This window comes from Burkholderia plantarii, assembly GCF_001411805.1.
Taxonomy (GTDB): domain Bacteria; phylum Pseudomonadota; class Gammaproteobacteria; order Burkholderiales; family Burkholderiaceae; genus Burkholderia; species Burkholderia plantarii.
This window is the reverse complement of the sequence record NZ_CP007212.1, coordinates 2,718,702-2,744,511: the sequence shown is the minus strand read 5'-3', so window position 1 is coordinate 2,744,511 and position 25,810 is coordinate 2,718,702. Positions and strand designations below refer to the sequence as shown.

The window sequence follows — 25,810 nt, the reverse complement described above, 5'->3', positions numbered from 1 at the left end:
GCAACATGGACCGGATAAATTGTTGACAATATTTATGTCCACCCTAGGATGCTGAACATAACGAGATGGCAGACATGACGAAGAAGGCAACCGCCGTACCCGTGAGCGCGCCGGAGGCGATCGCCGAGCGAATCCGCGCGGCGATCCTCGAGCACCGGCTCGCGCCGGGCGCGAAGCTGACCGAAGCGCAGCTCTGCGAAGTGTTCGGCGTGAAGCGCGGCACCATCCGGCAGGCGCTCGCGCTGCTCGCGACCGACCGGCTCGTCGACCTGGAGCCGAACCGCGGCGCGTTCGTGGCGAGCCCGACGCTGCAGGACGTCCACGAGGTGTTCGAGATGCGCCGCATCATCGAGCAGGCGGTGGTCGAGCGCCTCGCGACGGGGCCGGGCGCGAAGCGCCTGCGCGGCGTGACGGCGATCATCGAGCGCGAGCGCGGCGCGTTCGAGCGGCGCGATTTCGCGGCCTGCGTGCGCCTGTCGGGCGAGTTCCACACGGCGCTCGCCGCGCTGACCGGCAACACCGTGCTCTGCGATTGCCTGAACGGGCTGGTCGCGCGCTCGACGCTGATGTCCTCGCTCTACGAATCGCACGGCCGCGGTTCCTGCTCGTTCGACGAGCACGCGCGGATCGCGCAGGCGCTGGAGGCGGGCGACGCGCGCGAGGCCGCGCAACGGATGGCGCATCACCTGCAACTGGTGGAACTGAGAATGCTGGACCGGCCCGCACCGGGCGCGGTCGACCTGCGCGACGTGTTCGGCGGCACGGGCTGACGTCCCGCGCGCCGCGCCCGCGCCGAACGGACGGATTGACCGGATGCTGGCGGCAGCCTCGCGCTGCCGCACGCGGGCGCGGCCCGACACGAGGCGGGCCGCGATTTCAACGACGATCGCGCGGCCCGACCGCGGCAGGCAAGGAGATGTCATGGCTCAGTTCAGCATTGCGCCGGAAAGCCCTCCCTATCATCCGGACCCGACGAACCGCGCGGACCCCGGCGCCGGCGGCCCCGGTGTGCCGGGCCGCTACAGCGAGCGGCTCTACAACGACGATCTCGCGCCGCTCGCGCGACAGGGCTGGGGCGCCTACAACATCTTCGCGTTCTGGATGTCGGACGTCCACAGCGTGGGCGGCTACGTGTTCGCGGGCAGCCTGTTCGCGCTCGGCCTGACGAGCTGGCAGGTGCTGGTGTCGCTGCTGGTCGGGATCGGCATCGTCAACCTGCTCTGCAACCTGATCGCCCGGCCGAGCCAGCAGCTCGGCGTGCCGTATCCGGTGGCCTGCCGCGCCACCTTCGGCGTGCTCGGCGCGAACGTGCCGGCCGTGATCCGCGGGCTGATCGCGGTGGCCTGGTACGGCATCCAGACCTATCTCGCCTCGAGCGCGCTGGTGGTGGTGGTGCTGAAGTTCGTGCCGCAGTGGATGCCCTACGCGGACGTCCATCAGCACGGCCTGCTCGGGCTGTCCGCGCTCGGCTGGGCCGGCTTCATGCTGCTCTGGGTGCTGCAGGCGCTGGTGTTCTGGAACGGCATGGAGACCATCAAGAAGTTCATCGACTTCGCGGGGCCGGCCGTCTACGTGGTGATGTTCGTGCTGGCCGGCTACATGGTCTGGCGCGCCGGCTGGCGCAACATCGGCATCAACCTGGGCGGCGTGCGCTACCACGGCGCCGAGGTGATCCCGGTGATGCTCACGGCGATCGCGCTGGTGGTCTCGTACTTCTCCGGGCCGATGCTCAATTTCGGCGATTTCTCGCGCTATTGCGCCAGCTTCCGCGCCGTGCGGCGCGGCAATTTCTGGGGCCTGCCGGTCAATTTCCTGGCCTTCTCGCTGGTCACCGTCATCACCACCGCCGCCACGCTGCCGGTGTTCGGCGAACTGCTGACCGACCCGGTCGCCACCGTCGCGCGCATCGATCATCCGACCGCCGTGATCCTCGGCGCGCTCACCTTCACGGTCGCCACCATCGGCATCAACATCGTCGCGAACTTCGTGTCGCCGGCCTTCGATTTCTCGAACGTCGCGCCGCGGCGCATCAGCTGGCGCGCGGGCGGCATGCTGGCCGCAGTCGCCTCGGTGTTCATCACGCCGTGGAACCTGTTCAACAACCCGGCGGTGATCCACGACACGCTCGACGTGCTCGGCAGCTTCATCGGGCCGCTGTACGGCGTGCTGATCGTCGATTTCTACCTGGTCAAGCGCGGCCGGCTGCTGCGTGACGACCTCTACACGCTGTCGGAGACGGGCGCCTACTGGTATCGCGGCGGCGTGAACCGGCGCGCGGTGCTGGCGCTGCTGCCGGCCGCCGCGCTGGCCGTGGCGTGCGTGATGGTGCCGGCGCTCGCCGGCCTCGCGAACTTCTCGTGGTTCGTCGGCGCGCTGCTGGGCGGCCTGTTCTACCGGATCGTGGCGCGGCCCTGAGCGAGGACGGGACCATGAAGATCAAGCTGATCAACCCGAACACCACGCAGCGCATGACCGACGTGATGGGGCGCTGCGCGCGCGAGGTGGCGAACGCGGGGACGGCGGTGGTGGCGGTGAGCCCGCCGTCGGGGCCGCCCTCGATCGAGAGCCGTTACGACGACGCGCTCGCCGTGCCCGGGCTGCTCGCCGAGATCGCGGCCGGCGAGCGCGACGGCTTCGACGGCTACGTGATCGCCTGCTTCGGAGACCCCGGCCTTTACGCGGCGCGCGAGCTCGCGCGCGGCCCGGTGATCGGCATCGCCGAGGCCGCGATGCACGCGGCGAGCGTGCTCGCGCCCGGCTTCTCGGTGGTGACGACGCTCGCGCGCACGCGCGGCATGGCCTGGGAGCTGGCCGAACGCTACGGCATGCGCCGCTTCTGCCGCAACGTGCGCGCCACCGACGTGCCGGTGCTGGAACTCGACCGGCCCGGCTCGCCGACGCGGGGCCGGATCGTCGACGAGTGCCGCCGCGCGCTCGACGAGGACGGCGCCGGGGCGATCGTGCTCGGCTGCGCGGGGATGGTCGGGTTCGCGCGCGAGATCGAGCAGACCATCGGCGCGCCGGTGGTGGAGGGCGTGACGGCGGCCGTCAAGTGGGTGGAGGCGCTGGTCGCGCTGCGGCTCGCCACGGCCAAGCGCGGCGACTACGCGCGACCGCTCGCGAAACGCTACGACGGCGAACTCGCGCGCTTCGGCCCCGGTGCCGACGGCCTGCCGGGCGGCGCGACGGCGATCGAACCGACGACCGGGACGGGCGCGCAAGCGACCACGCAAGCGACCGCGAAAATCACCACCGCGACCGCCGCCGAACCGGCCCCGCCGCCGGTGCATATACACCCGGTGTGACACGCACTATCGGCCCGGCTGTATGGGCGCCCCGAACCCTTTTCGCTACACTGGCCCAACCCTCGCATCGGCGCCGTCCGGCGCGCCGCCAGCCTCACCGCCGCCGCTGCCGCCGCCGATGCGAGCCCCATTGATACGGGTCCACCTTCGCATCCAACCATGTCCCACGATTCCCACTATCCGCGCGACCTGATCGGCTACGGCCGGCATCCGGTGCAGGCGAACTGGCCGGGCCGCGCGCGCGTCGCCGTGCAGTTCGTGCTCAATTACGAGGAAGGCGGCGAGAACTGCGTGCTGCACGGCGACCCGGCCTCCGAGCAGTTCCTGTCCGAGATCGTCGGCGCGGCGGCCTATCCGGCGCGCCACATGAGCATGGAATCGATCTACGAATACGGCTCGCGCGCGGGCGTCTGGCGGATCCTGCGCGAGTTCGAGAAGCGTGCGCTGCCGCTCACGGTGTTCGGCGTCGGCATGGCGATCGAGCGGCATCCCGAGCTCGCGCGCGCGTTCGTCGAACTGGGCCACGAGATCGCCTGCCACGGCTGGCGCTGGATCCACTATCAGGACGCCACGCCCGAGCGCGAGGCCGAGCACATGCGGCTCGGCATGGAGGCGATCGAGCGCGTCACGGGCCTGCGTCCGCTCGGCTGGTACACGGGCCGCGACAGCCCGAACACGCACCGCCTGGTGGCCGAACACGGCGGCTTCCTGTACGACTCCGACTACTACGGCGACGACCTGCCGTTCTGGATGGACGTGGCCGTCACGGGCGGCGCGAGCGTGCCGCAACTGATCGTGCCGTACACGCTCGACACCAACGACATGCGTTTCGCGACGCCGCAGGGCTTCAACACCGCCGATCACTTCTTCCAGTACCTGCGCGACGCGTTCGACGTGCTCTACGAAGAGGGCGACGAGGCGCCGAAGATGCTGTCGATCGGCATGCACTGCCGGCTACTCGGCCGGCCGGGGCGGTTCCGCGCGCTGCAGCGCTTCCTCGATCACCTCGAGCGGCACGACCGCGTGTGGGTCACGCGCCGCGTCGACATCGCGCGCCACTGGCGCGAGCACCATCCGTATTCCACCAATCACCAAGGCGAAGGGGCGGCATGAAGGCGATGCACTACACGTTGGCAGAACTGAACGACATGGCGAACGAGGCATTCGTCGCCGCGCTGTCGGGCATCTTCGAGCATTCGCCGTGGGTCGCCGAGGCGGCCGCGGCCGGGCGGCCCTATGCCAGCGTCGACGCGCTGCACGCGGCGATGTCGGCGCTCGTCGAGCAGGCCGGCGAGGCGCGCCGGCTCGCACTCGTGAACGCCCACCCGGAGCTGGCCGGCAAGGCCGCCGTGCGCGGCGAGCTGACCGCCGAATCGACGCGCGAACAGAGCGGCGCCGGGCTCGACCAGTGCTCGCAGGCCGAGTTCGACCGGTTGCAGCAACTCAATCTCGCCTATCGCGAGAAGTTCGGTTTCCCGTTCATCCTCGCCGTGCGCGGCTACGACCGGCACGGCATCATCGCGAACTTCGAGGCGCGCGTGGCCAACACGCGCGACGAGGAATTGCGCGAGAGCCTGGCGCAGATCTACCGGATCGCGCGCTTCCGGCTCGACGACCTGATCGGCGCCTGAGCGGCGCCTCCCTCCGGCGCGCGACGGCCTTCGGCGTCGTCGCGGCGCCCGCCGTGGCCGCGCGAACGCGGAGGCGGCGCTTTCCACGAACCCAGTACACAAGGATTTCATCATGGCCATTCCGCTGCTCGATCCCAACGCTCCCGAATTCACGCGCCGCTACGTGAATCTCGCCGATCCGCGTCTCGGGGCGCAGGCGCTCGAGGCGAGCGACGACTTCTTCGCGCCGAAGGAGCGCATGCTGAATCCGGAGCCGGCCGTCTTCATCGCCGGCAAGTACGACGATCACGGCAAGTGGATGGACGGCTGGGAAACGCGCCGCAAGCGCACCACCGGCTACGACTGGTGCGTGGTCAAGCTCGCGCGGCCCGGCGTGATCAAGGGACTCGACCTCGACACCAGCCACTTCACCGGCAACTTCCCGCCGGCCGCCTCGGTCGAGGCCTGCCACGTCGCCGAGGGCGCGCCTAACCAGGACACGCGCTGGGTCGAGATCGTGCCGTCGACGACGCTGCAGGGCAATCACCACCACTACGTCGAAGTGGCCGACGCCGCGCCGTACACGCACCTGCGCCTCAACCTGTATCCGGACGGCGGCATCGCGCGGCTGCGCGTGTACGGCCAGCCGCAGCTCGACTGGAGCGACGCGGGCCGCGGCGAGCTGTTCGACCTGGCCGCGATGGAGAACGGCGGCTATCTGGTGGCCGCCAACAACCAGCACTTCGGCCTCGCCTCGACGATCCTGCTGCCGGGCCGCGGCGTGAACATGGGCGACGGCTGGGAGACGCGGCGCCGCCGCGAGCCCGGCAACGACTGGGCGATCGTCGCGCTGGCGCAGCCGGGCGTGATCCGCAAAATCGAGGTCGACACCGCGCACTTCAAGGGCAACTATCCGGACCGCTGCTCGATCCAGGCCGCCTATGTGCGCGGCGGCACCGACAGTTCGCTCGTCACGCAGGCGATGTTCTGGCCCGAGCTGCTCGGCGAGCAGAAGCTGCAGATGGACAAGCAGCATCATTTCGAGTCGGAGCTGGCCGCGCTCGGCGCCGTCACGCACGTGCGGCTCAACATCATCCCGGACGGCGGCGTGTCGCGTCTGCGCATCTGGGGCACGCTCGAGCAATGAAGACGCTTGCCATCGAGGCGCTGACGCGCGCCGCGTTCGCGCCGTTCGGCGACGTGATCGAGACCGCCGGCGCCAGGCAGATCCCGATCAACCTCGGCACCACGATCCGCTTCCACGATCTCGCCAGGATCGACGTCGCCGACGGCGGCGGCCAGCCGCTCGTCAACCTGTTTCGCGGTCAGCCGCGCGCGCTGCCGTTCGAGGTGACGATGCTCGAACGCCATCCGCTCGGCAGCCAGGCGTTCCTGCCGCTTGACGCGCGGCCCTATCTGGTGGTGGTCGCGCCGGCCGGCGAACTCGATCCCGCCAAGATTCGCGCGTTCGTCACGCGCGGCTGGCAGGGCGTGAACTACGCGAAGGGCGTCTGGCACCATCCGCTGATCGCGCTCGGCGAAACGAGCGATTTCATCGTCGTCGATCGCGGCGGCGAGGGCGTGAACCTGAACGAGGCGACGCTCGACGAATCGCTCTGGCTCACCGACGCGGCCCTGCATCACGCGACGGCCTGATTGTCCCCGTAACGGCCGTTTCGTCCCTGGCCTCGCGAACCGCGGTTCGCGGGGCTTTTTTTCATGTCGGTCGTTTTCGGTATCGCCCGCTCAGACCGCTTCGCTGACGCGCGGCGCGGCGCGCGTCTTGAGCCATTGTTCGAGCGCCTCGTTCGACATCGGCCGGGCGTAGTAGAAGCCCTGCAGTTCGTCGCAGCCGATGCGCTTGAGCGCGTTCGCCTCGTGCGCCTGCTCGACGCCCTCGGCCACCACGCGCAGGCCCAGCTCGTGACCGAGTTCGACGATGGCGCGGATCACGGCGAGATCGGCGAGCGCCTCGAGCCGGCCGTTCACGAACGCGCGGTCGATCTTGAGCCGGTCGAGCGGGAAGCGGTGCAGGTAGCTGAGGCTCGAATAACCGGTGCCGAAATCGTCGAGCGAGAGCTTCACGCCGAGCGCGCGGATCTCGTTGACGGTGTCCAGGTAGTGATCGACGCTTTCCATCAGCACGGTCTCGGTGATTTCGAGTTCGAGGCTGTCCGGCCTGACGTCGTGGGTCATGAGGCTGTCGCGCAGCTTGTCGACCAGTTGCGCGTCGTCGCGCAGTTGCACCACCGAGAGGTTGATCGACACGCGGATCTCGGGCAGGCCCGCGGCGCGCCAGCGCGCGATCTGGCGGCAGGCCTCGTCGATCACCCAGGCGCCGATCGGCACGATCAGGCGCGTTTCCTCCGCGATCGGGATGAACTGCGAGGGCGGCACCATGCCCAGATGCGGATGCTGCCAGCGCAGCAGCGCCTCCACGCTCAGCAGCTGGCCCGTCTCGGCCTGCACGCAGGGCTGGTATTCGAGCCACAGCTCGCGGCGCTCCACCGAGGTGCGCAGATGGGTTTCGAGTTCGAGGCGGTGGCGCGCGCTTTCGGCCATCTCGGGCGAGAAGAACTTGACGAGATTGCGGCCGCCCGACTTCGCGCGGTACATCGCGGCATCGGCGTTCTGCATCAGCGTCTCGATGTCCTCGCCGTGCTCCGGATACAGCGCGATGCCGATGCTGCACGCCACCTGCAGCGTCATGCCGCCGATCTGGTGCGGCTCCCGCATGGGCGGCAGCAGCCGTTCCTCGATCAGGTGCGCCACGTCGGCCGCGCTGCCGGCGCCGCCCAGCAGGACCGTGAATTCGTCGCCGCCGAGCCGGCTCACGGTGTCGCCCGCGCGCACCGACTGCAGCAGCCGCTGCGAAACCGAGCGCAGCAGCCCGTCGCCGGCATGATGGCCGAACGTGTCGTTGATGTCCTTGAAGCGATCGAGATCGATGAACAGCACCGCCACCCGGCTGTCGCCCTGCCGCGCCTGATCGATCGCGGCGCCGAGCCGCCGGGTGAACAGCGCGCGGTTCGGCAGCTCGGTGAGGACGTCATGCTCGGCGAGGAAGCGGATGCGCGCCTCGCTCTTCTTGCGGTCGGTGATGTCGATCAGCGTGCAGATGTAGTGCGAGACCGCGCCGTGCTTGTCCCGCACCGCGCTGATCATGAGCCAGGCCGGATAGTCGCCGCCCGCGCGCCGGCGCACCACGGCTTCGCCGTTCCAGACGCTGGAGATGTCCACCAGCGCCGTGAGCCGCGGCATCAGCGGCTGGTCGCCGCCGCTCGCCACGATGAACTCGGGCGGCGTGCCGCCGATCTGCTCGGCGCGATAGCCGGTGGCGCGATAGAACGAGGCGTTCGCGGTCAGCAGGCGGCGCTCGCTGTCGAGGATCAGGATCGCCTCCGACGACGCCTCGAACACCTTCGCCCACAATTCGAGGCGCTGCTCCATCAGCTTGATCTGGTTGATCGGCGTGAACGCGGTGAGCACCGCGTCGCGGCCCTGGAATTCGAGGCGGCGCGCCGAGAGCATGGCCCAGGTGGGCTCCTCGCTCGCCATCCAGCGCACCTCGAACTGGTCGACGGCGTTGCGGTCGGAGAGCTGCTGGAAGAAGCGCGCGCGCACCGCCGAATCGAGCCCCGAGGCCCACGGGTCCGAGGTGCAGCCGTTGAGCCAGTAGAGCGCCGGATGATTGGCGTGCAGCACCTCGTGGCCGGGCACGGCCGTGACCATCATCGGCACCGGCGTGGCCTCCACCAGCGCGTGCTGCGCCTGCGCGGCGCGCGCGCTGGCGGCGAGTTCCTTCTGCACGTCGCGCTCGTGATCGAGCTGCGCGAGCATCTCGTTGAAGCCGTTGACGAGCTGGCCGATCTCGTCCTGGCTGTGCCACGCGGCGCGCTGGCGGTGGTCGCCGGTGCGGCGCACGGTGTCCATCACGCGCGCGAGCTGGCGCAGCGGCCGCGAGATCTGCTGCGCCACCAGGTACACCATCGACAGAATTCCGCAGAGCAGGAACAGCGCGGTGCCGAGATGCAGCCACATGCGCGAGAACAGCGCGCTCACGCGCGAGCGCAGCAGCGTGTCGAGCTCGGCGCCGGTGGCGCGCCAGGCGTCGGCCGCGCGGGCCACCAGCGCCTGCTGGGCCGCGTCGGCGGCCGCGCGCGAGATGGCGTCGGTGCCGCTGGCGGCCACCGCCAGGCGCGCGGCGTCGCGGTAGGTTTCGATCGCCGCGAGCAACTGCCCGACCGGCGCGGCGAGCACGCGCTGCACGCCGGCGTTGGCCGCGCCGGCCTCGGCGAAATCGGAGCGCAGCCCCTGCGCGACGGCGTCGAGCTGGCCTTCGAGCACGAGATAGCGGGTGCTCAGTTCGCGCCGGACCCGGGGGTTGTCGGCGCCTTCGTGCAGGCGCTGGCCGATGCCGTCCACCGCGTCGAGTAGCGCGGGGTAGCGCAGCACCGACAGCGACATCGAGTAATAGCTGTCGAGATCGGGATCGAGGATCAGGTTCGACTGGTTGCCGACTCGCGTGATCAGGTCGCGGCAGGCCGTGAACGCGTCGCGCACGGCCCCGGCGCGATTGGCCTGCGGCGCGCGGGCGAGCGCGTCGAGCGCGGCGCGCACGCGCGCGTTCAGTTCGCTGCTTTGCAGCCCCGCGCCGTACTGCTGCTCGGCGGCGGACAGCGCGGTTTCGGTGCGCGCGATCTCGCGCGTGCCGAGGCGTCCGTCGGCGCCGAGCGTGGCGACTTCGACGAGCGCCTCGCGCACGGTGGCCAGGTAGGCGCTGCCGACGATCTCCTTCTGCGAGAAATCGATCGACATGGTTTTCTCGTGGATCAGGATGCTGCTGATGTAGACCACCGCGCTCAGGTCGAGCAGGTAGATCAGCAGCAGCTTGCGGCCGACCCGCAAGCGCCCGAGCAGCCGGAAGAACAGATTGTGTTGCATCGCACGCGCCAGGATGACACCGAGGGTTGAGGCCGTGTTCCCGACCGGGAACCGGCGTGTCCGGAAGCGTCGCCGCGGAGGCCGCGTGCGCTCGCTCCCTGACTAACGGCAGCGGCACCTGCGTGCTTTAGCGCGAGCGTGCGGAATCGGCGCGGCGGCGCGTGGATGCGTCGGCATGGTGCGTGCGCACCGCCGTGGCGCGATGCGGGAAGCAGAAAAGCGCGCCGCGGCGACATGCGGCGTGGTTGCACCGGGCCGTTCCTGGTGGCGCCCGGTGGCACCTCGCGAATGCCCGGTGAGGCCGGGTAACACCCGGCAGTCCGTGCGAGCAAGCGGCGGCCCCGGCGCCCGCGGCGCGCCCGCCTCGCGATGCCGGCGCCCTGAAAACGAAACGGGCTCGCAGCATCGCGAGCCCGTCTCGTCATGTCCGGTCACATCCGGTCGAACGCGCGCCTACTTCGCCGCGCCCGCCTCGAACCAGGCGGCCACTTTCATGCGCTCGTCATCGGTCATGTGCGTGACGTTGCCGATCGGCATCGCCTTCAACTGCACCGCCTGCTGGTAGATGCGCTGCGCGTTCTGCGCGATTTCCTCGGGCGTGTCGAACATCACGCCGGCCGGCGCGCTGCCCATCATCGTCGGCTTCGCCGAGTGGCAGGCCACGCAGCGCTGTTCGAGTACCGGCTGGATGTCCTTGATCGCGAGCTTCGGCAGGTTCGCCGCCTGCGCCTGCGCCGCCATCGGGCGCGGCGCGGTCCAGACCAGCGCGAGCAGCATCAGGGCCACGCCGCCGAGCGGCAGGTACCAGAGCTGCTGGCCGCGGTGGCGCATCACGAAGAACTGGCGGATCAACGCGCCGGCCAGCATGATGATCACGAGCACGACCCAGTTGTAGCGGTTGGTGTACGTCATCGCGTAGTGGTTCGACAGCATCGCGAACACCACCGGCAGCGTGAAATAGGTGTTGTGGACCGAACGCTGCTTGCCGCGCTTGCCGTAGATCGGGTCCGGCGTCTCGCCCTTGAGCATCTTGTCGACCATCTTGCGCTGGCCCGGGATGATCACGAAGAACACGTTGGCCGACATGATGGTCGCCAGCATCGCGCCGACGATCAGGTAGGCCGCGCGCCCCGAGAAGACGTGGCAGGCGAGGTAGGCGGCGAGCACCACGTAGAGGCCGACGAACACGCCGAGCAGCCGGTCGCGATTGCCGAGCAGGCGGCATGCGCAGTCGTAGACGATCCAGCCGGCCATCAGGAAGCCGAGCGCGGACGACACCGCCACCACCGGCCCCATGTCGAGCACGTTGCGATCGATCAGGTAGGTGTTCGGCGCGAGAAGGTAGAGCACGAAGAACAGCCCGAAGCCCGACATCCAGGTGGTGTAGGACGGCCACTTCGACCAGTGCAGGTCGTCCGGCATGGCGGGCGGCGCGACCGTGTACTTCTGCATGTTGTAGAAGCCGCCGCCGTGGACGTGCCACAGCTCGCCGAACACGCCGCGCTGGCGCTGGTTCGGATCCTTCGGCGGGGTCAGGCTGTTGTCGAGGGCGACGAAGTAGAACGATTCACCGATCCAGGCGATCGCGGCGATGACGTGCAACCAGCGAATCGCGAGATTCAGCCAGTCGTTGATGAAGCCTTCCATGAAACTCCTCCAGACAAACTCGGGGCATTGTTGTCGCGTCCTCGTCGGACGGGCGGCGGGCCGATACGCTGTCAGCTGCCGCGATAGGTGCTGTACGACCACGGCGAGACCAGCAGCGGCACGTGGTAGTGCGAGCCCGCGTCGGCCACGCCGAAGCGCAGCACGACGCGATCGACGAAACGCGGCTCGGGCAGCGCGACGCCGAGCGCGGAGAAATAGTCGCCGGCGTGGAAGACGAGCTCGTATTCGCCGGCGGCGAGCGCGTCGCCCTCGAGCAGCGGCGCGTCACAGCGGCCGTCGTCGTTGGTCGTCGCCTGTTTCAGCAAGCGGCGTGCCTCGCCGTCGATGGCATGGAGTTCGATCCGGATGCCGGCACCCGGCCGGCCGTGGGCGGTGTCGAGTACGTGGGTAGTCAGCTTTCCCATTCGCTTGTGTCCTTGTGTGAATGCGAAGAGTCACGGCGCCTCGATCCCGGTGTTGCGACGGCGGATCGAGGCTCCACGGCTGTGGCTACATACCCGTCGGCGGATCGAAGCGCGCGCCGAGCCGTCATTCTAAGAAAGCTTGCGGCGCGATCCGACGCGCGATAGCGAAGATAAGCCCGCATGCATGAGTGGTGCCACCGATCCGTGCCCAAGGCATGCCGGACAACTTATCCGACCATATTGCCGGTGTGAAGACGAGCATGTGACCGGCGCGCTTGCCAGCCGGCCGCGGCTGCGCGATGCTCGGCCGGTTCGCGCGCGGCTGCGGCCGCGCGGCGGACCCCGAAGACGGCGGGGACGCCGGGTAACCGGGCCAGGGGCGTTCGAACGGACGCGGCGGCGCGGTCGATGCGCCACGTCACGGTTCGAACGCCACGCTCGCCGCCGCTCAGCCGCGCGGCATCACCGAACGGAGCACGAACCGCCATGCCTGACGAATCAAACCTGCGCCAAGCCGCATCCGTCTTTCCCCTTCCGGCCGACCCGGCCGCGCGCGGCCGAACGCTGCTGGTGCGCCACGCCGAGGTGCTGGTCACGATGGACGCGCAGCGTCGCGAGCTGCGCGACGCGGGCCTCTACATCGAGGACAACCGGATCGTCGCGGTCGGCCCGAGCGACACGCTGCCCGACACGGCCGACGAGATCCTCGACCTGCGCGGCCATCTGCTGCTGCCGGGCCTCGTGAACACGCATCACCACATGTACCAGAGCCTCACGCGCGCGGTTCCGGCCGCGCAGAACGCCGAACTGTTCGACTGGCTCACCGGCCTGTACCGGATCTGGCAGCACCTGACGCCCGAGATGATCGAGGTGTCGACGCTGACCGCGATGGCCGAACTGCTGCTGTCGGGCTGCACCACCTCGAGCGATCATCTCTACCTCTATCCGAACGGCGTGCGCCTCGATCACAGCATCGAGGCCGCGCGCCGGATCGGCATGCGCTTCCACGCGAGCCGCGGCAGCATGAGCGTGGGGCAGCGCGACGGCGGCCTGCCGCCCGATGCGCTGGTCGAGCGCGAGGCCGTGATCCTCGCCGACACGCAGCGCTTGATCGAGACCTACCACGACGCCGGACGCTACGCGATGCTGCGGGTGGCGGTCGCGCCGTGCTCGCCGTTCTCGGTGAGCCGCGAGCTGATGCGCGACTCGGCGCGGCTCGCGCGCGCCCATGGCGTTTCGCTGCATACGCATCTGGCCGAGAACGTGCGCGACGTGGCCTATAGCCGGGAGCGCTTCGGCATGACGCCGGCGCAGTACGCCGAGGATCTCGGCTGGGTCGGCCCCGACGTCTGGCATGCGCACTGCGTGCAGCTCGACGAGGCCGGCATCGCGCTGTTCGCGCGGACCGGCACCGGCGTCGCGCATTGCCCGTGCTCGAACATGCGGCTCGCCTCGGGGATCGCGCCGGTCCGGCGCATGCGGCTCGCGGGCGTGCCGGTGGGGCTCGGCGTGGACGGCTCGGCCTCCAACGACGGCGCGCAGATGGTTGCCGAGGCGCGCCAGGCGCTGCTGCTGCAGCGGGTCGGCTTCGGGCCCGACGCGATGACGGCGCGCGAGGCGCTCGAGATCGCGACGCTGGGCGGCGCGCGGGTGCTGAACCGCGACGACATCGGCGCGCTCGCGCCGGGGATGGCCGCCGATTTCATCGCGTTCGATCTGGCCCAGCCCGGCTTCGCCGGCGCGCTGCACGATCCGGTCGCGGCGCTGGTGTTCTGCGCGCCGTCGCAGGTGGCGTGGAGCGTCGTGAACGGGCGCGTGGTGGTGCGGGAAGGGCAGCTCGCGAGCCTCGACACCGGGCCGCTCGTCGAGCGCCACAACGCGCTCGCGCGGCAACTCGCCGAGGCGGCGCGCTGAACGTGGCGAGATTGCCGAGATTGCTGGACACGCTAGATGCGCTGAACGTGCGCCATGGCGGCCAGCGGGGCCGCCGTGGCGGGCGTCTCAGGCGTCGATCAGCGTGCGGGTGGCCTCGGCCACCAGGCTGCGCAGCCAGCGCACCTCGTCCGAGTAATGGCAGCGTTCGTGCCAGAGCTGGTAGTACTGCATCGGCGGGAAGTCGAGCGGCGCCGGCACCACCGACAGCGGCAGGAACTTCGCGTAGTGGTCGGCGAACAGCCGCGTGGTGGTGAAGATCAGGTCCGACTTCACCAGCACGTAGGGCGCGAGATTGAAGTACGGCAGCGTCACCACCACGTGGCGCTTGAGCCGCTCGCGCGCCAGATGCACGTCGATCGCGCCGCGCTGGCCGACCGAATACGGCGTGGGCGCGAGGTGCGGGGCGTTCAGGTACTGGTCGAGCGTGAGGCCGCCGCGCTTGGCGAACGGATGCGCGTTGCTCATCAGGCAGACGATCTTGTCGACGAACAGGTTCGACAGATGCAGCTGCTCGGGCGGCTCGGGCCAGTTGCCGACCACGATGTCGAGTTTGCCGTCCTCGAGCGCGAGTTCGTAGTCGAAGGCCGGGCCGAGCGAATGGAATTCGAGCGTCGCGTTTGGCGCCGCCTGCCGGAAGCGCTCCACCACGGTGGGCACGAACAGCACGTTCAGGTAGTCGGGGCAGCCGATCCGGTAGCAGCGGATCGAGGTGGCGGGATCGAAGTTGTGCTGCTGGAACTTGATGCGCTCGATTTCGCGCAAGGCGTTCTGTACGGGTTCGAGCAGGCGCAGCCCGTATTCGGTGGGCACCATGCCCGACTTGCCGCGCACCAGCAGCGGATCGCCGGTGATGTCGCGCAGGCGCCGCAGCGCGGCGCTGATCGCGGGCTGCGACTGATTCAGCTTGACCGCCGCGCGCGTCACGCTGCGTTCCATCAGCAGCGTATGCAGGACGCGCAGCAGGTAAGTGTCGATCGCCTCGCGTTGTTGACTCATTTTCTCTCCAGGTTATATATGTCTCGGCTGATATCGGAATCGGCTGAGTATATTGTTTTTAATATGGACAGAAATGACCGTCAAGGCGGCGTAAACCACAGTCGGGCAGCGGTTTCGGGGCGATCCGCAGCGCGGCGGGGGCGGGGAGAGAGGGGAGGAGAGACACGCCTCGCGGCGCGAGGCGTGGCGTTCGCGGCGGGGAGCCGCCGAGGATCAGTCGTCGAGGCGCAGGCCGACCTTCAACGTCACCTGCCAGTGGGCGACCTTGCCGCCCTCGACATGGCCACGTGTTTCGATGACTTCGAACCACTCCAGGTTATGCAGCGTCTTCGCTGCCTTCGCGATGGCGACGCGGACCGCGTCGTCGCTCGATGCCTGCGACGAGCCGGTCAGTTCGATCTGCTTGTAGACGTGGTCACTCATGATGCCTCCGGGACGATGGATGGAACGATGCGGCGGCCGGCACGCTGCCGGCGCGCTGCCCGTCAAGGAGTGATCCACGCGCGGGGGAACAAGTTCAATCGGATGTGGCCGCCGGATGAAGGCGGGAGGTCGCGGCGCGCGGCAGCAGCAACGACCGCGCCTGAACGGGGCGACGCGGGCGGCCGGCGCTCGCCGCCAGCGTCGCCGCGCAACCGACGGGCGGGGCGCGACGTCGATGCCTGCCGGCACCGCCGCCATCGACGACGGCATCGGCGAACATCGATGCAGCCGGCATGGCGCGGCGATAAGAGGCGGCGCGAGGTGGCGCGAGGCGGCGCGAGCGCATGGGTTGAAGGGCCGCCGTTCGCGGCCCGTTCAACGCGCGCGGCTCAGAGTGATCGCGGCGTGGTATCGCCGGCGTTCTGCCGGCCCGCGCTGCGCTCGCCGGCAATCGTGCCGCCGAACTCGGGCAGAATTCGCGCCCGCGCGCTGCTCGCGAACACGAGGAAGCCGAAGCCGTTCGCCTCGTACCAGTAGCCGCCGTTCTCGAGCCCGTCGAGCGGCTGTTCGAGCGCGTTGGTGATCGATTCGATGCAGCGCTTGCGCAGATCGGCGATCGCCGGATACGGCGGATGCGCGCCGCGCACGGTGCAGAGCAGCACGTCCAGCCCGGGCAGCACGTGCGCATACAGCACCGGCTCGTCCTGCGCACGGGCCCGCGCGATCTTGGTATCGAGCTGGGCGAAGGGCTTCGCGTGGCGCAGCACGGCGAGGAACGATTCCTGGCCGTCCGATGGCGCGCGTCGGCGTTTTTTCGGAAAGGACATAAACACTCGCGTCAAAAACGATTGCAAGATTTGTGGCTTTGTCATGCGACCCACCCCCAAACCGGCTAGCGCGCCCGCATGTCGATCTTTTATAGCATACGAAAATGCCGTCTTCACTAACTGTCCGGCCACGCCGCGGAGGGCCGAACGCGTGAATGTCCACGATCGTCATGTCTGCGCTGATGCGCCTTGTGTAATGTCGTTGCTTTTTCATGATAGACCGGCGCACGCGGCGCGTGCAGGCCCGATTCATAAAAAAGCCGTGTTTTTGGGGGCGCGGGGATGAGTGTTTTCCCGTGGGCGAGCCGTGGTCCGATCGATCGCGCCGCACAAAAAACGCCCGCAAAAAAGCCCGCGCGAGGCGGGCCCGGGACCGGCGCGTGGCGGGCCGGTCCGATCGCGGCGGGGCTGCTCAGCCGCGGTTCTTCAGCGAATCGCGGATCTCGCGCAGCAGCATCACGTCCTCGGGCGGCGGCGGCGGTTCGGCCGGCGCGGCCGGTGCGGCTTCGACCGGACGGCGCAGCCGGTTGATGAAACGCACCATCAGAAAGATGATGAACGCGAGGATGATGAAGTTGATCAGCACGGTGATGAACGAACCGTAGCCGAACAGGGCGACGCCGGCGGCCTGCAGATCCTTGTACGAGTCGGGGTTGCCCTTGAACGTCGCGGGGATCGGCCCGAGCTGGATGAACTTGTTCGAGAAATCGAGGCCCCCGGTGATCACGCCGATCACCGGCATGATGAGGTCCTTGACGATGGAATCAACAATCTTCGAAAACGCGCCGCCGATGATCACGCCGACGGCCAGATCCATCACGTTGCCCTTGACGGCGAACTCCTTGAACTCCTTCATGATGCTCATAAGCAGGTTTCTCCAGGGAAGGGAAGGGAAATGCGCGGCAGGCCGGCCCGCACGATTGATCGCGCGCCTGATAGCGAGGGCGATCGGACACTCATAACTCGTCCAGCAGATGCTAACAAACTCGGCGCCGGACGGTGCGCCAGGAAAAACGGGCCGTCGCCGGCCCGTTTCGCGTGAGGTCAGAAGCCGCCGCACCGCCCGGGCGCCGCCTCGGTGAGGCGGGCCGGCGGGCCGGCCCGGCGTTCAGCTGTTGTTCCAGTCGTCGTCGCTGCTGCCCATGTCGACGCCGCCGTCGTTGCCGCCGCTGTCCCAGCTGTCGCCCTGACCGAAGTCGAAGCCAGCGTCGTTCCCGCCGCCGTTGCCGTCGTTGCGGCCGAAGTCGTCAGGCTGGCGGCGGCGTTGGTCGTCGACGATCACGTCGCGCTCGACCACGCGCTCGCGGCCGCCCGACATCGCCTCGCCGAGCAGCACGCCGGTCAGCAGGCCGCCCATGCCGCTGCCGAAGCCGCCGCCCTGCTGCACGATCACGGGCGGCTGCTGTTGCGGATAGGGCGGGTAGGGCGGATACGGCGGCTGCTGTTGCGGGTACTGGGACGGGTACGGCGGCTGGGGCTGCGCGCCCGTCAATCGATCGGCCTCCTGAGCAAACACCGATCCCGTGCCGGCCGCCGGCGCGGCCGGGGCGGCATTCGGATCGGGACGACCCTCGACGCGCGCCTTCAGGCTCGCGAAGCGGTGCTCGAGATCCTCGAGCTGGTACGGCGGCACCGGGTTCTTGCCGGTCGACAGCGTTTCGACGAGCGTGCGCGCGTCGGTTTCCACGCCTTCGATGTCGCTCGTCAGCGCGGCGGCGCCGGGCGCCGTCGACAGCCGCGCGTCGAGCTTGAGCGGACGCACTTCGTTCAACAGTTCGGTGGCGCGTTTCAGTTGCGCGCGGCGTTCGTCGTCGGCCTGCTTGTCCTCGCCCGAGCGAGCGCGCCGCAGCGTCCAGCGCAGCACCAGCGCGATCACCACCACCAGCAGCAGGAGGCCGATCCACATGCCGATCGACGGGCCGTGGCGCGCCGGGGTGGCCGGCGCGAACGGCGCCGCCGACTGCGTCGAGGCCTGCTGCTGGGCGGCGGGCTGCAGCGCGCCGCCGGAGGTGGCCGAGCGGCGCTCGCCGGCGCGGTTCGCGTCGGCGCGCACGCGCGATTCGGTCTGCGCGAAGGCGGACGGGTTGGTGAAATGGATCGACGGGTCGAGCGACTTCGCGCGTTCGATCTGCGCGAGCGCGTCGGCCGAACGGCCCTCGCGATCGAGCACCTGGCCGTACAGGTAATGTGCGCGCGCGCTGTCCGGATGCGCTTCGATGACCTGCGAGAGCTGCGCGTCGGCGCGTTGCCAGTTGTGCTGGTTGACCGACTGTTCGACCTGCGCCAGCGACGGCACGGCCGCGAACACGCTCGCCGAGACGGCGAGCAGCGAAATGGCGGCGGCGGCAACGAATTTGTTCATCAGTGTTCAGGCGGCGAGCCTGCCTCCTTCGACGGTGCCGCGCGGCGGCCTGGATGCGGCATGGCCGCCGCGCGGTGCCGGTGCATGGATTACTGCGCCGGCGTGTTCAGTTGCTTCTTCAGCGCTTCGAGGCGATCGTCGACCGACGGGCCGCGGTTCAGCGCCGCGAGCTTGTCGTCGAGCGCCTTGCCGCTGTTGGTGTCGGCCGAGTTCAGGCGCGCGTCCGAGCGCGCGTTCGACAGCGCGACCTTGTCCTCGAGCTTCTGGAAGTCGGCCGACAGATCCTTGCCGCCGATGCCGCCCAGCGCGGTGGCCGCGACGTCCTTGGCCTGCGCGATTTCCTGCTTGGCCTGCAGGATGTTCGAGCGCGTGCTCAGGTCGTTGCGGCGCTGGCGCATGTCGGCGATCTGCGCCTTCAGCTTGTCGACCGACGGTTCGAGCGCGTCGAGTTCGTGGGCGAGCGCGTCGCGCTCGACCTCGGCGTTCGATTGCGCGGTCAGCGCTTCGCGCGCGAGCGACTCGTCGCCCGACTGCAGCGCGCGTTTGGCGCCGTCTTCATACTTCTTCGCCTTGTCGGCGGCGGCGTCGCGCTTGCTGCGCTGGGTCGCGACCTGGGCCTCGATCTCGATCAGCGAGTTCTCGGCCTTGGCAAGGCTGTCGTCGAGCTCCCGCACGATCTGCCGTGCGTCGCGCGACGGGTCCTGCACCGAATCGGCCGCGTCGTTCAGCAGGCCTTTGAGCGTGCGCGAGATAGAGTCGAAAAGCGACATGAAACCCTCCATGGATGAATGTCGAGGTGATCGGCGACCACCTCGGTGGCACGGCGCGGCGCGCCCGTGATGCCGGCGGATATTACACCACCGGATCGCTTAAACGCCGCTTAAACAGGGGCGGCGGCGGATCCCGGCGGCGCGCGCGTGCGTGTCGGCGAACCGCGTTGCAACCGCATTGCAGGCCACTTCACGGCCTGCTTTCGCACGCGATTCGCGCGGCCCCTACATGCGGGCGCCGCGCGCGGTTTTCCAGAGGCGAAAACAGACGGATACAAAGCTTTCCTCGTTGAAAGCTTGCGTGGCTGGGCGCGCCGTTGCTCTCTCGATGATAGTCGGCGCGCGTGACGGTGGCGCGCCGGCGGGTGGCGCGTCGGCGATGCGCCTGGATGGCCGTCCGCGAGCGCGCCGCGCGTGCCCCGCGATGGGGCAGGCGGCGGAAATTTTTACAAAAAATCGCGTGGGGCGCCGGACGATTTCATTAAAATGCGCTGTCGCGTCGCGGGAACGGATCACCGCGTGCCGTGATCAGGCGATGTGCTACGCTCCATGCGCATCGCGTCAAGCCCTAACACGAACGTCCACACGCACACGCGCGCTACGCGCGCCCACGGTGTCGCCGCCGCGCCCGCCATTCCGACATGCCGATCATCAAACGCCCGTCCGACTCCGAACCCAACTACAAGTTGCGCCGCTCGCCTTCCGGTGCGTTTTACGCGGACGAATCCGACCGCCACGGCGGTGACGACCATCGCCGCGATCGCGACGACGACCGCGGTGGCCGGCGCTCGATCGGCGCGCGCATCGCGCTGTGGTTCGCCGGCCTGATCGCGGTGGCCGGCGTGGTCGGCGCGCTGATCGTCGGCTACGCGCTAGTGGTGATGGCGCCGCAACTGCCGTCGCTCGACGCGCTGACGAACTACCAGCCGAAGGTGCCGCTGCGCGTCTACACGGCCGATCACGTGCTGATCGGCGAGTTTGGCGAGGAGCGCCGCAGCCTGGTGCGCTTCCAGGACATTCCCGACGTGATGAAGAAGGCGGTGCTCGCGATCGAGGACTACCGCTTCTACGAACACGGCGGCGTCGACTTCGTCGGCATCCTGCGCGCCGGCGTGGCCGACCTGCTGCACGGCGGCGCGCGGCAGGGCGCGAGCACGATCACGATGCAGGTCGCGCGCAACTTCTTCCTGTCGAGCGAGAAGACCTACACGCGCAAGATCTACGAAATGCTGCTCGCCTACAAGATCGAGCGCGCGCTGACGAAGGACCAGATCCTCGAGCTGTACATGAACCAGATCTATCTGGGGCAGCGCGCCTATGGCTTCGCGGCCGCCGCGCGCGTGTACTTCGGCAAGGATCTGAAGGACATCACGCTGGCCGAGGCGGCCATGCTCGCGGGCCTGCCGAAGGCGCCGTCGGCCTACAACCCGGTGGTCAATCCGAAGCGCGCCAAGGTGCGCCAGGAGTACATCCTGAGGCGCATGTTCGAGCTCGGCTACATCACGCAGCCGCAGTACGACGCGGCCGTGAAGGAAGAGATCCACACGCGCACGCCGGGCAACCAGTACGCCGTGCATGCCGAGTACATCGCCGAGATGGTGCGGCAGATGATGTACGCGCAGTACAAGGACGAGACCTACACACGCGGCCTGAGCGTGACCACCACGATCAACTCGGCGGACCAGGAAGCGGCCTATCAGGCGGTGCGGCGCGGGATCCTCGACTACGAGCGCCGCCACGGCTATCGCGGGCCGGAAGGCTTCATCGCGCTGCCGGCCGCCGGCGACGCGCGCGACGAGGCGATCGACGACGCGCTCGCCGATCACCCCGACAACGGCGACCTGCAGTCGGCGGTAGTGGTCGGCGCGGCGCCGTCGGCGGTGGAAGTGCAGTTCGTGGGCGGCGCGACCGCGAAGATCGGCGCGGCCAACCTGCGCTTCGTGGCGGCCGCGCTGAGCCCGCGCGCGCCCGACGCGCTGCGCATCAAGCCCGGCTCGATCGTGCGCGTGATGAAGGACACGCGCGACAGCTGGCAGTTCAGCCAGCTGCCGCAGGTGCAGGGCGCGCTGGTCGCGCTTACGCCGCAGGACGGCGCGATCCGTTCGCTGATCGGCGGCTTCGACTTCAACCAGAGCAAGTTCAACCACGTCACGCAGGCGTGGCGCCAGCCCGGTTCGAGCTTCAAGCCGTTCATCTATTCGGCCTCGCTGGAAAAGGGCCTCGGGCCGGCCACCATCATCAACGACGCGCCGCTGTACTTCCCGCCGAGCACGCCGGGTGGCACCGCGTGGGAGCCGAAGGACGACGACCAGCCGGAAGGCCCGATGACGATGCGCGATGCGCTGCGCAAGTCGAAGAACCTCGTGTCGATCCGGATCCTCGCCTCGATCGGCACCAAGTACGCGCAGGATTACGTGACCCAGCGCTTCGGCTTCGATCCGGCGAAGACGCCACCGTACCTGCCGATGGCGCTCGGCGCCGGGCTCGTCACGCCGCTGCAGCTGGCGGGCGCGTATTCGGTGTTCGCCAACGGCGGCTATCGCGTCGATCCGTACCTGATCGCGGAAGTCGACGACGCGCACGGCCAGCCGCTGCAGAAGGCGCAGCCGGCGATCGCGGGCAGCAACGCGCAGCGCACCATCGAGGCGCGCAACGCCTACGTGATGAACAGCCTGCTGCACACGGTGGCCACGGCCGGCACCGGCGCCGGCTCGAACGTGCTGGGCCGCTCGGACCTGCAGGGCAAGACCGGTACCACCAACGAAGCGAAGGACGGCTGGTTCGCCGGCTACCAGCAGTCGCTGGTGGCGGTGGCCTGGATGGGCTTCGACCAGCCGAAGAGCCTCGGCAGCCGCGAGTTCGGCGCGCAGCTCGGCCTGCCGATCTGGATCAACTACATGCGCACCGCGCTGCGCGGCGTGCCCGAGCAGTCGATGCCGATGCCCGACGGCCTGACCACGATCGACGGCGAGCTGTACTTCGCCGATCGCACGCCGGGCAACGGCTTCATCGCGAACGTCGACATGGGCGACGCGGCGAACCCGATCAACGCCAACGACGCGCTCGGTTCGGCCGGCGCGGCGGGCCTGACGCCGCCGCCCGTGACGCCGCAGGAGAAGCAGCAGATCATGGACATGTTCGACAAGCCCTGATCCCGGCAGGTGGGTGACGCGATGCGCGACGACGGCGCGGCGGATTTCGCCGCGCCGTCTTACTTTGCGGCGCTTGCCGAGGCCGCCTCAGAACGAGGCGCAGACGCGCGTGACGAGCAGCCCGACCGCCTGCTGATGGAAGCGCTGCTGCCAGGCGGCGCGGATCTCGTCGATCGCGCGCTGCGTGGCCGGCGTTGGCGGCGCGACCACGCGAATCACGAACGAGGCCTCGCGCACGATCGCGCCGGTGTCGCGATCGCGCCATTGGCCCTGCGTGTCCCACAGCGTCAGGCCGTCGGGAAAGCGCGGCGTGACGATCTCGGCGACGAAGGCCTGGCGCTCGGCGTCGGTCACCGCGCTGCGGCCCTCGATATCGCGGCCGAACAGCAGATCGGCCTGCTCGGCGGGCTGGCTGCCGGCGCCCGCGCAGTCCGGCGGCGCGGCAGCGGACGGCGTGGCCGGCAGCGGCGCGCAGCCGGCCAGCCCCACAGGGTCGCGCCGAGGCCCGCGAGGGCGCCGCGCAGCGCAGCGACAGGGCGCCGTGGCCGGCGCGGCGAGCGGGATGGCAGCAGCGGGTGCTGGATCGGTGTGGCGGGCATCGCGTGACTCCTTTCTTCGACGAAGGCTCGATGGCGAATCGGACCGGCCGCTGCAAGGAAAGTGGCGGCGGCGCCGGCGGTGACGACCCCGGCATGGCCGGTGCATCTCCGGTGCGAACCCGGTGCCGCCGCCGTCCCCGGTCCGGACGGTCGCGCGACGCGCGAGTTGTCCACAGTTTATGTTGAAAGGCTTGTTGATAAGCTCGGGGAATGCGCCGCAAACCCTTGAACGGGCAAGGCTTTTGGCCGTGGGGCGCGGCGTGGGCAGCAGCGTGCTCGCGGCCGGCTCCGCGCACCATCGCGGCGGGTCGCTGCCCGATTCGAGGCGCCGTCGCGAAAGCCCGTGCAATCAAGCATTTGCATGGCTTGTCAGGCGCTTGTCCACAGGCTCTTCAACATAATCTGGGGATATCGTCGCGGGCGCGCCGCGCGCGTTTCGCGGGTTCAGCGCACGCGGCGCGCGCCGGCCGGCGTGGCGAGGTGAGCCGCGAACGCGGCCGGATCGAGGTTCGAGCCCGGCAGCAGCACGCCCACCCGCCGGCCCTGCAGCGTCTCGCGCAGCGGGCCGAGCAGCGCCGCCATCGGTGCCGCGCAGGCGGGCTCGACGGCCACCTTCAGGGTGGTGTGCAGATAGCGCATCGCCGCGCGCAGCGCGTCGTCGTCGACGCAAACGAGACGCTCGAGGTGCCGCCGGCACAGTTCGTAGCCGTATTCCTCGGTGTGGGTGACGGCCAGCGCGCCGGCGATGGTGTGCGCCGCGCGCAACTCGACCGGCCGGTTGGCCGCGAAGCTGCGGCTCATCACGTCGGCGCCCTCGGGCTCGACGCCGTACACGCGAATCCGCGGGCTCGCGAGCCGCAGCGCCGTCGCGATGCCGGCGGCCAGCCCGCCGCCGCCGACCGGCACGATCACGGCGTCGAGGTCGGGCGCCTGGGTGGCCCATTCGTAGCCGAGCGTGGCGGTGCCGAGGATCGTGCGGTAGCCGTTGAACGCATGCACGAACTGCCGCCCTTCCTCGATCTCGATGCGCCGCGCCAGGTCGAACGCATCCGCCTGCCCGGCCGCCATCACGACTTCGGCGCCGTACTGCCGGCACAGCGCGAGCGGTGCGGCGTCGGCCGTGTCGAGCAGCACCACCTTCGCGCCGATGCCGAGCCGCATCGCCGCGTAGGCGAGCGCCGCCGCGTGATTGCCCGACGACACGCAGGTCACGCCGCTGCGCCGCTGCGACTCGCCGAGCGCGAGCAGGTTCGCGAACGCGCCGCGCACCTTGAAGCTGCCGCTCGCCTGCAGCAGCTCGAACTTCAGGTTGACGTGGGTGGCCTCGAGCGAGGGCAGCCCGGCGCGCTCGAACACCGGCGTGCGCGAAACCCAGGGCGTGAGCGCGAAGTGCTCGGCGGCGATGTCGTCGAGCGTGGGGATCGGCTCGCCGTTGATGGACGAATGGACGGGGGGCGGTGAGAGGGTCGACATGGCGGAGAGCGGGGGGCTCGCCGCGCAGGCGAACCGCCCCCGGCTGGTGTCAGGCGAGCGTCATGCTGTAGATGAACTTGCGCAGGAAGCGCTCGCAGGCGTCGAGCTGCGCGAGCTCGACGTACTCGTTGGCCTTGTGCGCCTGCTCGATGTCGCCCGGCCCGCAAACCACGCTCGGAATGCCGGCGTTCGCGAACAGCCCCGCCTCGGTGCCGTAGGCGACCTTGCGCTGCGAGCGGTCGGCCGTCAGGGCGCGCACCAGTTCGGTGATCGCGGCCTGCTCGTCGGCGTCGAGGCCCGGCGCGGCGGCGATCTTCGAGATCTCGATGGCCGCGTCCGGATGCTCGCGGCGCATCTTCGGCAGCAGCGTGTCGCGCGCGTAGGCGTCGATGCGCGCGAAGATCGTGTCGGGATCGAGCGTCGGCAGGTTGCGGAATTCGAACGAGAAGCGGCACTCGGCCGGCACCGTGTTGATCGCGTTGCCGCCTTCGATCAGGCTCGTCTGCGCGGTCGTGAACGGCACGTCGTAGAGCTCGTCGAACGGCCCGTTGGCGCGGAACTCGTCGGCGATGTCGCGGATGTGGCAGATCAGCCGCGCCGCGTATTCGATCGCGTTGAGCCCCTTCGGCGTCAGCGACGAATGGGCGGCGTGGCCGCGCACGCAGCAGCGATAGGTGTTGATGCCCTTGTGCGCGATGATCGGGCGCATGCTGGTGGGCTCGCCGACGATGCAGCCGCCCGGCTGCAGGCCGCGTCGCTTCAGCTCGGCGAGCATCAGCGGCGCGCCCGCGCAGCCGATTTCCTCGTCGTAGGACAGCGCGAGGTGGATCGGCCGGGCCAGCTTCGCCGCCTGCATCTCCGGCACCAGCGCGAGCGCCGCGCCGATGAAGCCCTTCATGTCGCAGGTGCCGCGCCCATAGAGCCGGCCGTCGCGGATGGTCGGCGTGAACGGGTCGCTGTCCCATTGCTGGCCGTCCACCGGCACCACGTCGGTGTGCCCCGACAGCACCACGCCGCCGTCGGTGGCGCCGTCGTGCGCGGGAATCGTCGCGAACAGGTTGGCCCAGCCGTCGCGCCTGTCGTGCGTCAGCGTCGATTCGATGCCGCGCGCGGCAAGCGCGTCGCGCACGGTCTCGATGAGACCCAGGTTCGGCACGCGGCTGGTGGTGTCCATCGCGACGAGGTCGCGGACCCACGGCAGGCTGACGGGCGATTCGACGGTGGGGAGGGCGTGGGTGGACGGCGCGGCGTCGACGGGGGACATGGTGAAACTCCGGATGGCGATGCGAAAATCATACTCAAAAACGTGCCGGCCCGCGCTCGCGCGGCGCCTTGCGGTGCA

Annotated in this window: 21 protein-coding genes; 9 read left to right on the top strand and 12 right to left on the bottom strand. The window is 69.5% G+C overall.

Going from position 1 to position 25,810, the window contains the following annotated elements:
- The first annotated feature begins 74 nt into the window (after positions 1 to 74).
- The 7 genes from bpln_RS11625 (at position 75) to bpln_RS11595 (ending at position 6,571) form a co-directional block, all read left to right on the top strand.
- Positions 75 to 770 carry a GntR family transcriptional regulator gene (locus bpln_RS11625; protein ID WP_042626661.1) on the top strand — a complete coding sequence of 232 codons (696 nt, stop codon included), beginning with the start codon at positions 75 to 77 and terminating at the stop codon, positions 768 to 770.
- Positions 771 to 921: 151 nt separating this feature from the next.
- Positions 922 to 2,415: an NCS1 family nucleobase:cation symporter-1 gene (locus bpln_RS11620; RefSeq protein ID WP_055138879.1), complete on the top strand. Its 1,494-nt coding sequence runs from the start codon at positions 922 to 924 to the stop codon at positions 2,413 to 2,415.
- Between the two features lie 14 nt (positions 2,416 to 2,429).
- Positions 2,430 to 3,305, top strand: a complete 876-nt coding sequence (locus bpln_RS11615) for an aspartate/glutamate racemase family protein (RefSeq protein ID WP_055138878.1) — start codon at positions 2,430 to 2,432, stop codon at positions 3,303 to 3,305.
- Between the two features lie 159 nt (positions 3,306 to 3,464).
- On the top strand, positions 3,465 to 4,418 hold the full coding sequence (gene puuE, locus bpln_RS11610) for an allantoinase PuuE (RefSeq protein ID WP_042625312.1): 954 nt from the start codon (positions 3,465 to 3,467) through the stop codon (positions 4,416 to 4,418).
- Entirely contained in the window at positions 4,415 to 4,936 is a 522-nt protein-coding gene (gene uraD / locus bpln_RS11605) for a 2-oxo-4-hydroxy-4-carboxy-5-ureidoimidazoline decarboxylase (RefSeq protein WP_042625311.1), read from the top strand. The genes puuE and uraD overlap by 4 nt, the downstream gene beginning before the upstream one ends.
- A gap of 112 nt (positions 4,937 to 5,048) precedes the next feature.
- Positions 5,049 to 6,062, top strand: a complete 1,014-nt coding sequence (alc, locus tag bpln_RS11600; RefSeq protein WP_055138877.1) for an allantoicase — start codon at positions 5,049 to 5,051, stop codon at positions 6,060 to 6,062.
- Positions 6,059 to 6,571 (top strand): ureidoglycolate lyase, encoded by a 513-nt coding sequence (locus tag bpln_RS11595; RefSeq protein ID WP_042625309.1) that lies wholly within the window; start codon positions 6,059 to 6,061, stop codon positions 6,569 to 6,571. The genes alc and bpln_RS11595 overlap by 4 nt, the downstream gene beginning before the upstream one ends.
- A gap of 90 nt (positions 6,572 to 6,661) precedes the next feature.
- Here the strand turns inward: bpln_RS11595 and bpln_RS11590 are convergent, their stop codons facing one another.
- The 3 genes from bpln_RS11590 to uraH all read right to left on the bottom strand — a co-directional run bounded on the left by bpln_RS11590 (position 6,662) and on the right by uraH (position 11,931).
- A complete protein-coding gene (locus bpln_RS11590; protein WP_055138876.1) occupies positions 6,662 to 9,859 on the bottom strand; it encodes an EAL domain-containing protein in 3,198 nt (1,065 codons plus the stop codon).
- A gap of 453 nt (positions 9,860 to 10,312) precedes the next feature.
- Positions 10,313 to 11,506, bottom strand: coding sequence for a urate hydroxylase PuuD (locus bpln_RS11585; protein ID WP_042625307.1), 1,194 nt, complete (start codon positions 11,504 to 11,506; stop codon positions 10,313 to 10,315).
- 71 nt (positions 11,507 to 11,577) lie between these two features.
- Entirely contained in the window at positions 11,578 to 11,931 is a 354-nt protein-coding gene (gene uraH, locus bpln_RS11580) for a hydroxyisourate hydrolase (protein ID WP_042625306.1), read from the bottom strand.
- Positions 11,932 to 12,417: 486 nt separating this feature from the next.
- Between uraH and bpln_RS11575 the strand changes: the two genes are divergently transcribed.
- Positions 12,418 to 13,845: an 8-oxoguanine deaminase gene (locus bpln_RS11575; RefSeq protein ID WP_055138875.1), complete on the top strand. Its 1,428-nt coding sequence runs from the start codon at positions 12,418 to 12,420 to the stop codon at positions 13,843 to 13,845.
- Between the two features lie 87 nt (positions 13,846 to 13,932).
- Here the strand turns inward: bpln_RS11575 and bpln_RS11570 are convergent, their stop codons facing one another.
- The 6 genes from bpln_RS11570 to bpln_RS11545 form a co-directional block, all read right to left on the bottom strand.
- Positions 13,933 to 14,862 (bottom strand): LysR substrate-binding domain-containing protein, encoded by a 930-nt coding sequence (locus bpln_RS11570; RefSeq protein ID WP_042625304.1) that lies wholly within the window; start codon positions 14,860 to 14,862, stop codon positions 13,933 to 13,935.
- 213 nt (positions 14,863 to 15,075) lie between these two features.
- The gene (locus tag bpln_RS11565) at positions 15,076 to 15,285 is read right to left on the bottom strand and encodes a dodecin (protein ID WP_042625303.1); all 210 of its coding nucleotides are present in this window, start codon (positions 15,283 to 15,285) and stop codon (positions 15,076 to 15,078) included.
- Positions 15,286 to 15,674: 389 nt separating this feature from the next.
- Positions 15,675 to 16,112 (bottom strand): hypothetical protein, encoded by a 438-nt coding sequence (locus bpln_RS11560; RefSeq protein ID WP_141755165.1) that lies wholly within the window; start codon positions 16,110 to 16,112, stop codon positions 15,675 to 15,677.
- A gap of 412 nt (positions 16,113 to 16,524) precedes the next feature.
- Positions 16,525 to 16,977 (bottom strand): large conductance mechanosensitive channel protein MscL, encoded by a 453-nt coding sequence (gene mscL, locus bpln_RS11555; protein WP_042625301.1) that lies wholly within the window; start codon positions 16,975 to 16,977, stop codon positions 16,525 to 16,527.
- Positions 16,978 to 17,220: 243 nt separating this feature from the next.
- Positions 17,221 to 18,474, bottom strand: a complete 1,254-nt coding sequence (locus bpln_RS11550) for a tetratricopeptide repeat protein (protein ID WP_055138873.1) — start codon at positions 18,472 to 18,474, stop codon at positions 17,221 to 17,223.
- 89 nt (positions 18,475 to 18,563) lie between these two features.
- Positions 18,564 to 19,244 (bottom strand): PspA/IM30 family protein, encoded by a 681-nt coding sequence (locus bpln_RS11545; RefSeq protein ID WP_042626660.1) that lies wholly within the window; start codon positions 19,242 to 19,244, stop codon positions 18,564 to 18,566.
- A gap of 641 nt (positions 19,245 to 19,885) precedes the next feature.
- Between bpln_RS11545 and bpln_RS11540 the strand changes: the two genes are divergently transcribed.
- Complete coding sequence (locus bpln_RS11540) at positions 19,886 to 22,396, top strand: penicillin-binding protein 1A (RefSeq protein WP_042625299.1); 2,511 nt, start codon at positions 19,886 to 19,888, stop codon at positions 22,394 to 22,396.
- A gap of 87 nt (positions 22,397 to 22,483) precedes the next feature.
- Here bpln_RS11540 and bpln_RS11535 read toward each other — a convergent pair whose 3' ends face one another.
- The 3 genes from bpln_RS11535 to argE all read right to left on the bottom strand — a co-directional run bounded on the left by bpln_RS11535 (position 22,484) and on the right by argE (position 25,732).
- Entirely contained in the window at positions 22,484 to 22,885 is a 402-nt protein-coding gene (locus bpln_RS11535) for a DUF3574 domain-containing protein (RefSeq protein WP_055138872.1), read from the bottom strand.
- 554 nt (positions 22,886 to 23,439) lie between these two features.
- Positions 23,440 to 24,468 carry a pyridoxal-phosphate dependent enzyme gene (locus bpln_RS11530; RefSeq protein WP_042625298.1) on the bottom strand — a complete coding sequence of 343 codons (1,029 nt, stop codon included), beginning with the start codon at positions 24,466 to 24,468 and terminating at the stop codon, positions 23,440 to 23,442.
- A 49-nt stretch (positions 24,469 to 24,517) separates the two neighbouring features.
- The gene (gene argE, locus bpln_RS11525) at positions 24,518 to 25,732 is read right to left on the bottom strand and encodes an acetylornithine deacetylase (RefSeq protein ID WP_055138871.1); all 1,215 of its coding nucleotides are present in this window, start codon (positions 25,730 to 25,732) and stop codon (positions 24,518 to 24,520) included.
- Between the last annotated feature and the right edge of the window lie 78 nt (positions 25,733 to 25,810).

Excerpts from the sequence above, each read along its gene's own strand:
- bpln_RS11530 (WP_042625298.1), bottom strand. The coding sequence starts at position 24,468 with ATGTCGACCCTCTCACCGCCCCCCGTCCATTCGTCCATCAACGGCGAG.
- puuE (WP_042625312.1), top strand. The coding sequence starts at position 3,465 with ATGTCCCACGATTCCCACTATCCGCGCGACCTGATCGGCTACGGCCGG.
- bpln_RS11595 (WP_042625309.1), top strand. The coding sequence starts at position 6,059 with ATGAAGACGCTTGCCATCGAGGCGCTGACGCGCGCCGCGTTCGCGCCG.
- uraH (WP_042625306.1), bottom strand. The coding sequence starts at position 11,931 with ATGGGAAAGCTGACTACCCACGTACTCGACACCGCCCACGGCCGGCCG.
- bpln_RS11565 (WP_042625303.1), bottom strand. The coding sequence starts at position 15,285 with ATGAGTGACCACGTCTACAAGCAGATCGAACTGACCGGCTCGTCGCAG.
- argE (WP_055138871.1), bottom strand. The coding sequence starts at position 25,732 with ATGTCCCCCGTCGACGCCGCGCCGTCCACCCACGCCCTCCCCACCGTC.
- bpln_RS11570 (WP_042625304.1), bottom strand. The coding sequence starts at position 14,862 with ATGAGTCAACAACGCGAGGCGATCGACACTTACCTGCTGCGCGTCCTG.
- bpln_RS11615 (WP_055138878.1), top strand. The coding sequence starts at position 2,430 with ATGAAGATCAAGCTGATCAACCCGAACACCACGCAGCGCATGACCGAC.
- bpln_RS11585 (WP_042625307.1), bottom strand. The coding sequence starts at position 11,506 with ATGGAAGGCTTCATCAACGACTGGCTGAATCTCGCGATTCGCTGGTTG.
- bpln_RS11575 (WP_055138875.1), top strand. The coding sequence starts at position 12,418 with ATGCCTGACGAATCAAACCTGCGCCAAGCCGCATCCGTCTTTCCCCTT.
- bpln_RS11560 (WP_141755165.1), bottom strand. The coding sequence starts at position 16,112 with ATGTCCTTTCCGAAAAAACGCCGACGCGCGCCATCGGACGGCCAGGAA.
- bpln_RS11545 (WP_042626660.1), bottom strand. The coding sequence starts at position 19,244 with ATGTCGCTTTTCGACTCTATCTCGCGCACGCTCAAAGGCCTGCTGAAC.
- uraD (WP_042625311.1), top strand. The coding sequence starts at position 4,415 with ATGAAGGCGATGCACTACACGTTGGCAGAACTGAACGACATGGCGAAC.
- mscL (WP_042625301.1), bottom strand. The coding sequence starts at position 16,977 with ATGAGCATCATGAAGGAGTTCAAGGAGTTCGCCGTCAAGGGCAACGTG.
- alc (WP_055138877.1), top strand. The coding sequence starts at position 5,049 with ATGGCCATTCCGCTGCTCGATCCCAACGCTCCCGAATTCACGCGCCGC.
- bpln_RS11550 (WP_055138873.1), bottom strand. The coding sequence starts at position 18,474 with ATGAACAAATTCGTTGCCGCCGCCGCCATTTCGCTGCTCGCCGTCTCG.
- bpln_RS11620 (WP_055138879.1), top strand. The coding sequence starts at position 922 with ATGGCTCAGTTCAGCATTGCGCCGGAAAGCCCTCCCTATCATCCGGAC.
- bpln_RS11625 (WP_042626661.1), top strand. The coding sequence starts at position 75 with ATGACGAAGAAGGCAACCGCCGTACCCGTGAGCGCGCCGGAGGCGATC.
- bpln_RS11590 (WP_055138876.1), bottom strand. The coding sequence starts at position 9,859 with ATGCAACACAATCTGTTCTTCCGGCTGCTCGGGCGCTTGCGGGTCGGC.
- bpln_RS11540 (WP_042625299.1), top strand. The coding sequence starts at position 19,886 with ATGCCGATCATCAAACGCCCGTCCGACTCCGAACCCAACTACAAGTTG.